Source organism: Mesorhizobium huakuii (assembly GCF_030160235.1).
Classification (GTDB): Bacteria; Pseudomonadota; Alphaproteobacteria; order Rhizobiales; family Rhizobiaceae; genus Mesorhizobium; species Mesorhizobium huakuii.
Window position 1 is genome coordinate 35,568 of record NZ_BSNY01000027.1, and the last position, 12,187, is coordinate 47,754.

Here is a 12,187-nt window from a genome sequence, read left to right on the forward strand (position 1 = left end):
GACCATGGCCGGATTATTAGCAAATAGTCTATCGCGAGTTGATAGGCCGCTGCAAAGGTGATGGGAACCCTGAATTCCTAATACGGCCCCGGCAAAGCCCGTGCTTTATGAAAAGCGACGCCTTGCCCGGTCGCCGAAATCGGCCGAAGGTGCCGCCATCATCCTGATATCCAACGCAGAGACTGCCATGACCGCCTTCGTCCTTCCCGTGCCGCCAATGCCTTCCGTCGCCATCAGCGGGTCGGCCGAGCGCTTTGCCGTGCGGCGCATTTTCTGCGTCGGCCGCAACTATGCCGCGCATGCGCGCGAATTCGGCAATGATGAGCGCGATCCGCCCTTCTTCTTCACCAAGCCGGCCGACGCGGTGGTCGATTCCGGCACCGAGATCCCCTACCCGCCGCTGACGGCCAATCTGCACCATGAAATCGAACTGGTCGCCGCGATCGGCAAACCAGGCTTCCGCATTCCCCGCGACAGGGCGCTGGACCATGTCTGGGGTTATGCCGTCGGCATCGACCTCACCCGCCGCGATCTCCAGGACGAGGCCAAGAAGGCGGCACGGCCCTGGGACTGGTCGAAGGCCTTCGACCGTTCCGCCCCTTGCGGCACGCTGGTTCCCGCACAAAAGACCGGCCACCCGACGAAAGGGCGCATCTGGCTTGCCGTCGACGGTAAGGTCCGGCAGGACGCCGACCTCGCCGAACTGATCTGGCCGATAGCAGACATTGTATCGATCTGCAGCGAGGGCGTCGAATTGCAGGCCGGCGACCTGATCTTCACCGGAACGCCGGCCGGCGTCGGCGCGGTCAAGCCCGGCGAGACGATGACCGGTGGCGTCGACGGCATCGGCACGATCGAAGTGACCGTCGGTCAACCGCGGTCGTGAACGGCAAAGCCATGAGCGACATCGTCCTGCACAATTACTTCCGTTCCTCCACCTCCTACCGGGTGCGGATCGCGCTGGAGATGAAGGGGCTTAGCTATGACTATGTCCCGCACCATCTGCGCCATGGCGAACATCTGGAACCGGCCTATCTCGCGGTCAATCCGCAGGGGCTGGTGCCGGCGCTGGTGCTCGACGACGGCACGCTTTTGACGCAGTCGCTGGCGATCATCGAATATCTCGACGAGATCCAGCCCGCGCCGCCGCTGCTGCCGAAGGATGCGCTTGGCCGGGCGCGCGTGAGAATGCTGGCGCAGATGATCGCCTGCGACATCCACCCGGTGAACAATCTGCGCGTGCTGACCTCGCTGCGCACTTTGTTCGGCGCCGGCGACCAGGACATCACCAACTGGTTCCGCCACTGGGTGAACGAAGGCTTTCAGCCGCTTGAAAAGATTCTGGCTTCCTCGCCTCAGACCGGAACATTCTGCCATGGCGAGGCGCCGGGGCTCGCCGATATCTGCCTGGCGGCGCAGGTCACCAGCAACGCCCGCTTCGGCGTCGACCTGGCGCCCTACCCGACGATCACCCGCATCAACGCCGCCTGCATGGCGCTGCCGGCCTTCCAGAAAGCCGCGCCGCAGAACCAGATCGACGCAGAGTGAGCCTCTACTGGCCCACGCGCAGCGTCAGCGCCCAGACCAGCAATGCCAGCAGGCCGATGCCGGCGCCCAGCATACAGACGCCGCTCCAGCCCATGGCACCATAAATCATGGTCGAGGCGATGGAGCCGAGCGCGCTGCCGAGCGAATAGAAGATCATGTAGCCGCCGACCAGGCGGCTGCGCGCATCCGGCCGGCGGGCGAAGATCAGGCTCTGATTGGTGACATGCACTGCCTGGATCGCCAGATCCAGCATGAGGATGCCGGCGACAAGCAGCCACAGCGATTGGTCCATGAAGGCGATCGGCAGCCAGGCCGCAATCATCAAAAGCAGGCTGAGGCCGGTGACCAGTTGCCCGCGCCCGCGATCGACGAGGCCGCCTGTCCAGCGTGCGCCCAGTGCGCCGGCGACGCCAGCGAGGCCGAATAGGCCGATCTCGGTGTGCGAGAGTGAAAATGGCGCGGTGCTCAGCGGCAGCACCAGCGGCGCCCACAGCACGTTGAAGCTGGCGAAGATCAGCATGGCGAGCACCGCGCGCACGCGCAGTAGCGGCTCCTGTACGAACAGCAGTACCACCGAGCCGAGCAGGCGCGGATAGGATGTGCGCGGCCGCTCCGCCTCGTGGCGCGGCAGGATGAGATAGAGAACCGCCGCCATGATGAGCGTCAGCGCCGCCGAGACCAGATAGACCCAGCGCCAGCCGGCGAAGTCGGCGACGACACCGGCGACGAAGCGGGCAAGCAGGATGCCAAGGATGACTCCGCTGGTGACGGTGCCGACTGCCCGCCCCCGCTCGGCCGGCACGGCGAGATCGGCGGCATAAGCCACCAGCACCTGCACCACGACGGCAAGCAGCCCGACAATTGCGAGGCTGGCCAGCAGCATCGCGGCGTTGGGCGCAACCCCGACCGCGATGAGCGCCACGGCGGAAAGCACCGCCTGCCCGGCGATCAGCTCGCGGCGGTCGAATAGGTCGCCAAGCGGCACGATGAAGAACAGGCCGAGCGCATAGCCGATCTGCGTGACCGTCACCACAATGCCGACCGAGGCCGGCGCGATGGCGAAATCATGCGCCATGGCGTCGAGCAGCGGATGGGCGAAATAGACATTTGCGACGCTCAAGCCACAGGCAATGGCGAAGACCAGCGCGGTCATTCCCGACAGGCCCGGTGGTGATGCCGGCATGACCTGCGGCGGCTCACCGAACCGCTCCGCGCTTGCCGTTGCGCTGTTCACCACCTGCACATTCATGTCGCTCTCCACGAAGGTTTCAACTTGAAACCACTTGCTGGATAGACAGAACAGTTTTATCTTGCAACCGAAATGACAATGCTGGACCAACGATTGCCATGGTGAAACGAACGAGCCACCACGAAGCGGATTGCCTGATCGCGCGGCCGCTGGACGCGATCGGCGACTGGTGGTCGCTGCTCATCGTGCGCGACGCCTTCGACGGCTTGCGCCGCTTCGGCGAGTTCCAGAAGAGCCTCGGCGTCGCCAAGAACATCCTGTCGGCGCGGCTGCGCAATCTCGTCGCGCATGGCATATTGGAAACGGTTCCAGCGCCCGACGGCAGCGCGCACCATGAATATGTGCTGACGCAAAAAGGGCGCGGCCTGTTCTATGTCCTGGTCGCCTTGCGGCAATGGGGCGAGACCTATTTCTCCGGGCCGGGCGAGCCCTACACCTTCATGGTCGACATCGAGAGCGGCCGGCCGATCAAGCGCCTGGAGGTACATGCCGAAGACGGTCGGCTGCTTTATCCCGGGGACACAAGGCTCGCCGATTTCCGCGACCAGGAAAACAGCTGATCGCCCTGTCCGGTTCGGCCTGGCGGAATCGATTTCCGCTTGACCGGCCGGGGAATCGGCTATCGTTTCGCCAGACAATGCACAGGGTGGAGTGACCGATGAAAGCCGTCGTCTTCGAGAAATTCGGCGAAGCGCCGACGATCCAGACCGTCCCCGATCCGAAGCCGGCGGCCGATGGTGTCGTCATCAAGGTCGAGGCGACGGGGCTCTGCCGCAGCGACTGGCATGGCTGGATGGGCCATGATGACGGCATCACGCTGCCGCATGTCCCGGGACATGAGTTGGCGGGCGTCGTCGTCGCCGCCGGCAAGCGGGTCAGCCGCTGGAAGGCCGGCGACCGCGTGACGGTGCCGTTTGCCGTCGGCTGCGGCCGCTGCTTCGAATGCACCTCGGGCAACCACCAGGTCTGCGAGCACCAGACGCAGCCCGGCTTCACCGGCTGGGGCTCGTTCGCCGAATATGTCGGCATCGAACATGCCGACACCAACCTCGTGCGCCTGCCCGAGGAGATGGAATACGCCACCGCCGCCAGCCTTGGCTGCCGTTTCGTCACCTCGTTCCGCGCCATCGTCGACCAGGGGCGAGTCAAGCCCGGCGAATGGGTGGCGGTGCATGGCTGCGGCGGCGTCGGCCTGTCGGCAATCATGATCGCCAGTTCGATGGGCGCCAATGTGATCGCCATCGACCTCACCGAGGAGAAACTGGAGTTTGCCAGAAAGATCGGCGCCGTGGCGACCATCAATGCGTCCACGACGCCGAATGTGGTCAAGGCGGTCAAGCAGATCACCAATGGCGGCGCGCACATGTCGATGGACGCGCTTGGCCACCCCACCACCTCGTTCAACTCGATCGCCAACCTGCGCCGGCGCGGCCGCCATGTGCAGGTCGGCCTGATGCTGGGCGAGCACGCCCGCCCGCAAGTGCCGATGGACAAGATCATCGCCTTCGAGCTCGAAATCCTCGGCAGCCACGGCATGCAGGCCTACCGCTACCAGGCGATGATGGACATGATCCGCAACGGCAAGCTGAAGCCCGAACTGCTGGTCGGCAAGAAGATCAGCCTCGACGAGGCGCCTGCAGCCTTGATGGCGATGGGCGGTTTCGAGGGCATCGGCATTGGAGTGGTGACAAAGTTTTAGGCGCGGGCGTCGCTTCCCGAACTACCGCGCGAACTTCTTCGCGCCAAACACACACGCCACCACGCCGAGCGTAACCACCACCATCAGCGGGCTGACCTGCTCGTGCAGCAGGCTCGCCGCTAGCGCCAGGCCGAAGAAGGGCTGCAGCAATTGCAGTTGCCCCACCGCGGCAATACCGCCTTGCGCCAGGCCGCGGTACCAGAAGACGAAGCCGATCAGCATGCTGAACAGCGAGACATAAGCGAGCCCAATCCAGGCATGAGAGCCGACGGCGGCAAAGGACGGCGGCAGCGTCGCAAACGTCAGCACCAGCATGATCGGCAGCGACAGCGTCAGCGCCCAGCAGATCACTTGCCAGCCGCCGAGCCTGCGCGACAGCGCGGCGCCCTCGGCATAGCCCAGACCGCAGACGACGACGGCGGCGAGCATCAGGCCGTCGCCGACCGGCGAGGCGGTCACACCCTGCATCAGCGCAAAGCCCGCGACGAGTGCGCTGCCGATGCACGAGAACAGCCAGAACGCTGGACGGGGGCGGTCGCCGCCGCGCAGCACGCCGAAGATCGCGGTCGCCAGCGGCAGCAGGCCGATGAAGATGATCGAATGGGCAGAGGTGATGTGCTTGAGCGCCAAGGCGGTCAGCAGCGGAAAGCCGACGACCACGCCCAGCGCCACGATCACCAGCGAAAGCAGATCGCCGCGCAGCGGACGTTTCTCCCGGAACAGCAGCAGCATTGCTAGGCCTAGCAGTCCGGCAATCGCGGCGCGGGCCGATGTCACGAAGGTCGGGTCGAAATCCATGACGGCCACACGCGTCGCCGGCAGCGAGCCGCTGAAAATCAGCACGCCGATAAATCCGTTCACCCAGCCGCTTGCGGTCTTGTCCATTCCAGGCTCCATGCTTTTGGCCTCTATCGGGCAGATACCATGGCGCAGCCAGAGACAATGGGGTACAATTCAGCGAAACTGTAATGGCCTATTGAGCAGTACAGATGATGGAGCTCGCCTTGGAAACCGACAGCGCGCGAACCCTAGGCGCCCCCACTCTGGTCGAAAGCGTCATGGCGACGATTCGCCAGCGGATCGCCGCGCGCAGCCTGACACCGGGAGCGCGGCTGCCGTCGATCCGTGCCTTCGCCCAATCCATGCAGGTGTCCAAATCCACCGTGGTCGAAGCCTATGAGCGGCTCGCCGCCGAAGGCACGATCCGCTCCAGGCCGGGCTCGGGTTTCTATACCGCTGGCTCGCTGGCGCCGCTGTCCTTGGCCGAGATCGGTCCCCGGCTCGACCGCGCCGTCGATCCGCTCTGGGTCTCGCGCCAGTCGCTGGACGCCGGCGACGAGGTGTTGAAACCCGGCTGTGGCTGGCTGCCGGCCTCCTGGATGCCGCAGGCCGGGCTGCGGCGCGCACTCCGCACGGCAGCACGCGCCGACGATGCCGCGCTTGCCGATTATGGCACGCCGCTTGGGCTGCCGCCGTTGCGGCAGTTGCTGGCGCGGCGCATGGCAGGGCATGGCATCGAAGTCTCGCCTGAACAGATCATGCTGACGGAATCGGGCACGCAGGCCATCGATCTTCTGTGCCGGTTCCTAATCGAACCCGGCGACACGGTGCTGGTCGACGACCCCTGCTATTTCAATTTCCACGCTTTGCTGCGCGCCCACCGCGCCAAGGTCGTCAGCGTTCCCTACACGCCCTCTGGGCCTGATATCGAACTGTTCGCGCAGGCGCTCGCCGAGCACCGGCCGCGCCTCTACATCACCAATTCCGCCATCCACAACCCGACCGGTGCGATCCTGTCGCCGGTCACCGCTCACCGCTTGCTGAAGCTCGCCGACCAGTCGGACCTGACCATCGTCGAGGACGACATTTTCGCCGACTTCGAACATGCCCCTGCCCCCAGGCTCGCCGCCTTCGATGGCCTGAACCGCGTCGTCCAGATCGGCAGTTTCTCCAAGACGCTGTCGGCGTCGGTGCGTTGCGGTTTCATCGCTGCGCCGCGCGACTGGATCGAGGGCCTGACCGACCTCAAGATCGCCACCACCTTCGGCGGCGGGCGGCTGGCGGCCGAACTGGTGCTGACGCTGCTCAAGGACGGCAGCTACCGCAAGCATATGGATCTGCTGCGCGCGAGGCTCGCGCGCGCCATGGCCGAGACCGGGGCCCGGCTGAAGGCGATCGGCATCACGCCCTGGATCGACCAGCCGGCCGGTCTGTTCCTGTGGTGCGGCCTGCCCGATGGCATTGACGCGGCCGAAGTCGCACGCCGGGCGCTTGCCGATAATGTCGTGCTGGCGCCCGGCAATGCGTTCAGCCTGTCTGGAACGGCCAGCCGTTTCCTGCGCTTCAACGTCGCCCAATGCGAAGACCAGCGGATCTTCAAGGTGCTCGAGGCGGCGATGACGCGCTGATCTCAGCGACCTGCACAGACCTCCCGCACACAGTCGCGCAACCAGCGTTGCGCCGGGTCGGCATCGAGGCGCGGATGCCAGAGCATCGAAATGGTGACTTCCAGCGTCGTGACCGGCAGCGGAAAACTGTGCATGCCGGCGCGCGCGCCGGCCGAGTGCCGCTCCGGCACGCTGGCGATCAGCTCCGAGGCACGCGCCATGGCGAGCGCGGCTGAGAAACCCGAGACCATGCAGACTACCGTCCGCTGCAAGCCAAGCGCGCCCAGGGCCTCGTCGATCGGCCCCTTCTCGCGGCCACGCCGCGAAACACTGATGTGCCGGCCAGCGGCGTAGCGCTCGGGCGTCACCGCGCCCTTGCTCAGGGGATGGCCCGATCGAACAGCGCCAATGAAACGGTCGCGAAACAGCGCCTGGATGCGCACTTCTGGCCCGGTTTCGCCGGCAACGCCGATTTCCAGGTCGATCGCCGCCTCGCGCAACGACATCACATCCTTGTCGGACTTCGGCGCGAAACGCAGCCGCACGCCAGGCGCATCGGCCCCGATGCGGGCGACCAGACGAGGCCCGAATTCCTCGACGAAGCCTTCATTGGTGCGCAGCGTGAAGACCTTGTCCAACTTTGAGAGGTCAAGCAACGCGGCGGGGCGCAGCAGCGCCTCCGCGTCCTGGACGACAGGACCGACCTGACGGCGCAATTCCTCCGCGCGCGGCGTTGCCACCAGGCCGCGGCCGGCCCGGACCAGCAGGGGATCGCCCGTTTCCTCGCGCAGCCGCGCCAGCGTCCGGCTCATCGCCGACGGGCTGAGGCGCAGACGGCGCGCGGCGCGGGCCACGCTGCCTTCCGCCAGCAGAACGTCGAGAGCGAACAGCAGATTGAGGTCAGGCGATGTCATCGCCGGCTCATAGCATGATGTGGCGTCTCATGCACTGATATGATGCAAATGCTGCGCCTTCCGCCATATCAGCCGCAAGACTAGATCTCCGATAGCTCCTGTTCCGGGGCGAACGAATAGGAGATCGCCATGACAGTCGCCGCGCAAGATCGGGATGGGCTGATATCAGCCCCGCAACAGAACCAATCGGTCGGCTGGGCACTGGCAAGCCTGTCGCTCGCCACGCTGCTGTCGTCGCTCGGAACCAGCATTGCCAGCGTCGGGCTGCCCGCGCTGATGCAGACCTTCGGGGCGTCGTTCCAGGCCGTGCAATGGGTGGTTCTGGCCTATCTTCTCGCCATCACCACGTTGATCGTCAGTGCCGGGCGGCTGGCCGACATGTTCGGGCGCCGGCCGCTGCTGCTTGGCGGCATCGCGCTGTTCACCTCCGCATCGGTGCTCTGCGGCCTGGCGCCGACGCTCTGGCTGCTGATCGCTGCGCGTACCGTGCAGGGGCTGGGCGCGGCGCTGATGATGGCGCTGACACTGGCCTTTGTCGCGGAGACGGTAAGCAAGGAACGGACCGGCAGCGCCATGGGCCTGCTCGGCGCCATGTCGGCGATCGGCACGACACTCGGCCCCTCGCTCGGCGGCCTGCTGATTGCCGGCCTCGGTTGGCGCGCGATCTTCCTGGTCAATGTCCCATTGGGCCTCCTGACCTTCGCGCTCGCCTGGCGCGCCCTGCCCGTCCGCAACAAGACAGCGCAGGCCACTCAAGGCAAGTTCGACGCGATGGGCACTGTCCTGCTGGCCCTGACGCTGGCCGCCTATGCCTTGGCCATGACGCTCGGCCGGGGCCATTTCGGTGCGCTCAACATCGGCCTGCTGGTTGCGGCCGCCCTCGGCATCGGTCTATTCGCCCTCGCCCAGCAGAGGGTGAAGAACCCGCTGGTCCAACTCGCCGGTTTCCGGGATCCGCGGCTCAGCGCCAGCCTGGCCATGAGCCTCATCGTCGCCACGGTGATGATGGCGACCCTCGTGGTCGCGCCGTTCTATCTGTCGCGAGGGTTGGGACTCGATGCCGCGATGGTCGGCGTGGTGCTTTCGACCGGACCGCTTGTGTCGGCCCTGTCAGCGCTGCTGGCTGGACGGCTCTCCGATCGCTTCGGAGCCCACCGGATGATGGTCGCCGGGCTGACCGGCCTGGCCACGGGCACATTCCTGCTCTCGCTCGCGATGACGAAACTCGGCATTGCCAGCTATGTCGTTCCCATCACCGTCACCTGCTTCGGCTACGCGCTGTTCCAGACCTCCAACAATGCGGCCGTCATGAGCGGTGTCGGCGCCGGCGAGCGCGGCGTCATTTCAGGCCTGCTCAATTTGTCGCGCAATCTCGGCCTCGTCACCGGCGCATCCCTGATGGGCGCCATCTTCGCGGTCGCATCGGACAGTGCTCGCCAAGGAACGGGACAGAACTTTCTGAGTTCCGCTGCGGCCGCCCGGGGCATGCAGGTCACCTTTGAGACCGCAACGGCCCTGGCGCTGGCAGCGCTGCTGCTCGCGCTGTTGTCATTTCGCAACGCGATCAAACAGGCACAATTGGGACATTCAATGCGAAATGCCTGACATCGCAGGGGCTCGGGCGAACGCTCAGGCCCCTGCCCGTTTGCGGCGCTCATAGAGCATGACCAGCGTTTCCGCCGTCAGCGCCGGCTTTTCCTCGCCTTCGATCTCGACGGTGTTGGCTGCCTTCATCAGATACTGGCCAGGCCCCCTGTCCTCCATGGAAAGCAGGACGGTGCGCAGCCTGATGCGGGCGCCGGCCCTGACCGGCGCGAGAAAACGCACCTTGTCGAAGCCATAGTTGAAGGCGGCCTGGGTGTTTTCCGGCACGATGCCCATGCCGAGCGCCAACGCGCCGATGATCGACAGCGTCAGGTAGCCATGCGCGATCGTCGTGCGGAACGGGCTTTGCCGCCGCGCGCGCTCAGGGTCGACATGGATCCATTGGTGGTCGCCGGTGCATTCGGCGAACTGGTTGATACGGTCCTGGTCGACCGTGGTCCATTCCGAGACGCCGAGCTCCTGCCCAGACATCGTTCTCAACTGCTCGTAGGTCGGCGGCGTTTTAGGCCGTACTTCGTTCATTCCTGCTTTCCCGATCGCTTGCCGTGCCTCCGGACCACGAACGGATGGCCCCTGTCAATTCACCCCTTGTGAATCGGTTCCGTCGAATTCCGGCTGAATCGTGCCATGCCTTGCCGCGCAATGGCAGGCCGAATTCGGATTTTCGCACCTTCCAGGGGCGCCGGCGCTTATGACGTGGCGCGGATGCAACTATGCGCAAGGTTGCGAAATTGCAAACCGGCCTGTCTTGCCGAAGACGAAACGACAGGCCGCGAAAGCCTATTTCTGCCCGTAGCCGGCGCGGATTTCCTCCATCGCATCCTTGATGCGAGCACGCAGGATTTCGATCGATTCGGTACCGGATTTGCGAGCCAGTTCAGCCACTTCACCGGCATTCTTGAGCGCGGCCTCGAACGATTTCCTGGCGAACTCCGTCTGCTTGGCCATCAGTTCCTGCGGATTGCCCGGCGCCCGGTAGCTCTGCGCCATGTCGGCAATCTCGCGCAGCGTGTCCTGCAGCATTTCGCGTTGCCTCGACAACAGCGAGGTCGCGCCGGCGGCGCCGGCTCGCGCCGATTTCTCCAAGGCTTCGAGGTTCTTGCGGTGATGGGCAAGGATCGCCTCGACATCGACATTGGGTACCTTCAGGTCGCGGCCGAACCTGCCGAACATGTCCATGAAGGAATCGGATTCCGGTTGTTTTGCCATGACGTCTCCCCTTTGCCGCGAATGCGGGTGCCCTCGCCGGGAGCATAGCACTCGGCTGGCGTGTGTCCATTTCGAAGACAGGCCTTACGATCGATGCGCATCAATTGACCGGGAGCAGCAGCTCGATCGTATAGAGCACGATGCCCGCCAGCCCGCCGATGATCATGCCGTTGAAGCGGATATATTGCAGGTCCCGGCCGATATTCATCTCGATCAGCCGCGTCAGTTGTGCCAGGTCCCAGCGCTTGACCTGGTCGGCGATGAATTTCGACACGCCGCTCTTCTGGCTCTCGACGAAGGAGGCCAACGCCACGACGAAGCCCTGGTTCATGTCGGCCCGGATCTGCGCATCGCCGGCGAGATGGCGGCCGACCTCGACGAACATGTTGGCGAGATGCGCGCGGATCACCGAATTCGGCGCCTTGGCATCCTGCTCGATGAACAGGCTGAGGCTCTCCCACATGTCGCCGGCCAGCGCCCTGACTTCGGGTCGGGCGAGGAAATCGTGCTTCATCTTCTCGGCACGCTTTGCATATTGCTTGGACGTCCGCAGCCGCTCGACGAAACCTTGCGCGAAACGATCAAACTCGGCGCGCATCGGGTGGTCGGGATCGGCGCGCACCTCGTCAAGCAAGGAGCCCGCCGAGGCGACTATCTTCTTCAGGAGATAGGCGTCGGCACGGAACAGGTTAAAGAGCGACGGCAATTCCTCACGAATCTTCTCGCGCATCGTCGCCAGGGCATGTTCGTCGTTGAGGAAGCGGCCGATCACCTTGATAAACTCGTCGAACAGTTTTTGATGACGGCGGTCGTCGGTCAACGCCGACAGCAGTTCTGCCGCCAGCGGCGCCAGCGGCACCTTTTCGATCTGCTCGAGCATGCGGCTGGTGACGAAGCCGCGCAGGCCCGACTGCTCGACGGCGGCAAGTGTCTGCGGCACCAGCCGCACGACGAAGCGCGACAGGCCGGCGGCGCGTTGAGCATCGGTCAGCCAATCGGCGACGAGCACCGCAAAATCGACCTCGGCGAGCTTTTCCCGCACCGGCTCCGGCGCCAGGAAGTTGGCTTCGATGAAGCGGCCGAGATTGTCGGCGATGCGGTTCTGGTTTTCCGGGATGATGGCTGTGTGCGGGATCGGCAATCCGAGCGGCCGCCTGAACAGCGCCACCACCGCGTACCAGTCGGCAAGGCCGCCAATGGTCGCCGCCTCGGCGAAGGCAGCGACGAATCCCAGCCATGGATGGGAGTTCTCGAACGACTTGGCCACAATGAACACCAGAACGCAAAACGCCAGTGCGGCCGTGGCAATGAATTTGGTGCGGCGCAACGCCGAGAGCTTGGCGGCCGCATCAGCATCGAAACGGACTGGCGCCAGGGACGGAGCCGATTGGGACATGGATGAACTGCTCCTCGTCGATCTCTGGTCGATTGCGGGTTCGATCTCGGCCTATCTAGTGGTTCGACCGCAGGAATGCCCGTAGTGGCCGGTTTTCCCCGTGTTTTGCCGGGCTGCGCACATAAAGTTGACGAGAATATTCATCTATGATGCCCGGCCAGTCTGGAATTGTTCCAAGGT

12 protein-coding genes are annotated in these 12,187 nt (G+C 64.8%); 6 read left to right on the plus strand and 6 right to left on the minus strand.

The genetic code is table 11. The features are described 5' to 3' along the window. Nucleotides 1–187 precede the first annotated feature (187 nt). Together QQK95_RS14250 and maiA are read left to right on the plus strand one after the other, a co-directional pair. Nucleotides 188–886 (plus strand): fumarylacetoacetate hydrolase family protein, encoded by a 699-nt coding sequence (locus QQK95_RS14250; RefSeq protein WP_284273395.1) that lies wholly within the window; start codon nt 188–190, stop codon nt 884–886. A gap of 11 nt (nt 887–897) precedes the next feature. Beyond that, nucleotides 898–1,548 (plus strand): maleylacetoacetate isomerase, encoded by a 651-nt coding sequence (gene maiA / locus QQK95_RS14255; protein WP_284273397.1) that lies wholly within the window; start codon nt 898–900, stop codon nt 1,546–1,548. Between the two features lie 4 nt (nt 1,549–1,552). Here maiA and QQK95_RS14260 read toward each other — a convergent pair whose 3' ends face one another. Continuing rightward, nucleotides 1,553–2,797 carry an MFS transporter gene (locus tag QQK95_RS14260; protein ID WP_284273399.1) on the minus strand — a complete coding sequence of 415 codons (1,245 nt, stop codon included), beginning with the start codon at nt 2,795–2,797 and terminating at the stop codon, nt 1,553–1,555. 98 nt (nt 2,798–2,895) lie between these two features. On the opposite strand from QQK95_RS14260, the gene QQK95_RS14265 reads away from it, so the two are divergent. Together QQK95_RS14265 and QQK95_RS14270 are read left to right on the plus strand one after the other, a co-directional pair. After that, nucleotides 2,896–3,357: a winged helix-turn-helix transcriptional regulator gene (locus QQK95_RS14265; protein WP_284273401.1), complete on the plus strand. Its 462-nt coding sequence runs from the start codon at nt 2,896–2,898 to the stop codon at nt 3,355–3,357. Between the two features lie 98 nt (nt 3,358–3,455). Next, on the plus strand, nt 3,456–4,496 hold the full coding sequence (locus tag QQK95_RS14270) for a zinc-dependent alcohol dehydrogenase family protein (protein ID WP_284273403.1): 1,041 nt from the start codon (nt 3,456–3,458) through the stop codon (nt 4,494–4,496). Between the two features lie 21 nt (nt 4,497–4,517). On the opposite strand, the gene QQK95_RS14275 is transcribed toward QQK95_RS14270, so the two are convergent. Beyond that, nucleotides 4,518–5,381 (minus strand): DMT family transporter, encoded by an 864-nt coding sequence (locus QQK95_RS14275; RefSeq protein ID WP_284273405.1) that lies wholly within the window; start codon nt 5,379–5,381, stop codon nt 4,518–4,520. A 104-nt stretch (nt 5,382–5,485) separates the two neighbouring features. Here QQK95_RS14275 and QQK95_RS14280 point away from each other — a divergent pair, with 104 nt between their 5' ends. Continuing rightward, nucleotides 5,486–6,904, plus strand: a complete 1,419-nt coding sequence (locus QQK95_RS14280; RefSeq protein ID WP_284273407.1) for an aminotransferase-like domain-containing protein — start codon at nt 5,486–5,488, stop codon at nt 6,902–6,904. 2 nt (nt 6,905–6,906) lie between these two features. Here QQK95_RS14280 and QQK95_RS14285 read toward each other — a convergent pair whose 3' ends face one another. Further along, nucleotides 6,907–7,797: a LysR family transcriptional regulator gene (locus tag QQK95_RS14285; RefSeq protein WP_284273409.1), complete on the minus strand. Its 891-nt coding sequence runs from the start codon at nt 7,795–7,797 to the stop codon at nt 6,907–6,909. A 129-nt stretch (nt 7,798–7,926) separates the two neighbouring features. Here QQK95_RS14285 and QQK95_RS14290 point away from each other — a divergent pair, with 129 nt between their 5' ends. Continuing rightward, nucleotides 7,927–9,402, plus strand: a complete 1,476-nt coding sequence (locus tag QQK95_RS14290) for an MFS transporter (RefSeq protein WP_284273411.1) — start codon at nt 7,927–7,929, stop codon at nt 9,400–9,402. 24 nt (nt 9,403–9,426) lie between these two features. Here QQK95_RS14290 and QQK95_RS14295 read toward each other — a convergent pair whose 3' ends face one another. From QQK95_RS14295 to QQK95_RS14305, 3 genes are all read right to left on the minus strand, one after another. Continuing rightward, nucleotides 9,427–9,924 (minus strand): MaoC family dehydratase, encoded by a 498-nt coding sequence (locus QQK95_RS14295; RefSeq protein ID WP_032930590.1) that lies wholly within the window; start codon nt 9,922–9,924, stop codon nt 9,427–9,429. 258 nt (nt 9,925–10,182) lie between these two features. Continuing rightward, nucleotides 10,183–10,611, minus strand: a complete 429-nt coding sequence (locus tag QQK95_RS14300; protein ID WP_284273416.1) for a phasin family protein — start codon at nt 10,609–10,611, stop codon at nt 10,183–10,185. A 100-nt stretch (nt 10,612–10,711) separates the two neighbouring features. After that, nucleotides 10,712–12,007, minus strand: a complete 1,296-nt coding sequence (locus QQK95_RS14305; protein ID WP_284273418.1) for a DUF445 domain-containing protein — start codon at nt 12,005–12,007, stop codon at nt 10,712–10,714. Nucleotides 12,008–12,187 lie beyond the last annotated feature (180 nt).

Excerpts from the sequence above, each read along its gene's own strand:
- QQK95_RS14265 (WP_284273401.1), top strand. The coding sequence starts at position 2,896 with ATGGTGAAACGAACGAGCCACCACGAAGCGGATTGCCTGATCGCGCGG.
- QQK95_RS14295 (WP_032930590.1), bottom strand. The coding sequence starts at position 9,924 with ATGAACGAAGTACGGCCTAAAACGCCGCCGACCTACGAGCAGTTGAGA.
- QQK95_RS14300 (WP_284273416.1), bottom strand. The coding sequence starts at position 10,611 with ATGGCAAAACAACCGGAATCCGATTCCTTCATGGACATGTTCGGCAGG.
- QQK95_RS14305 (WP_284273418.1), bottom strand. The coding sequence starts at position 12,007 with ATGTCCCAATCGGCTCCGTCCCTGGCGCCAGTCCGTTTCGATGCTGAT.
- QQK95_RS14250 (WP_284273395.1), top strand. The coding sequence starts at position 188 with ATGACCGCCTTCGTCCTTCCCGTGCCGCCAATGCCTTCCGTCGCCATC.
- QQK95_RS14285 (WP_284273409.1), bottom strand. The coding sequence starts at position 7,797 with ATGACATCGCCTGACCTCAATCTGCTGTTCGCTCTCGACGTTCTGCTG.
- QQK95_RS14290 (WP_284273411.1), top strand. The coding sequence starts at position 7,927 with ATGACAGTCGCCGCGCAAGATCGGGATGGGCTGATATCAGCCCCGCAA.
- QQK95_RS14280 (WP_284273407.1), top strand. The coding sequence starts at position 5,486 with ATGATGGAGCTCGCCTTGGAAACCGACAGCGCGCGAACCCTAGGCGCC.
- maiA (WP_284273397.1), top strand. The coding sequence starts at position 898 with ATGAGCGACATCGTCCTGCACAATTACTTCCGTTCCTCCACCTCCTAC.
- QQK95_RS14260 (WP_284273399.1), bottom strand. The coding sequence starts at position 2,797 with ATGAATGTGCAGGTGGTGAACAGCGCAACGGCAAGCGCGGAGCGGTTC.
- QQK95_RS14270 (WP_284273403.1), top strand. The coding sequence starts at position 3,456 with ATGAAAGCCGTCGTCTTCGAGAAATTCGGCGAAGCGCCGACGATCCAG.
- QQK95_RS14275 (WP_284273405.1), bottom strand. The coding sequence starts at position 5,381 with ATGGACAAGACCGCAAGCGGCTGGGTGAACGGATTTATCGGCGTGCTG.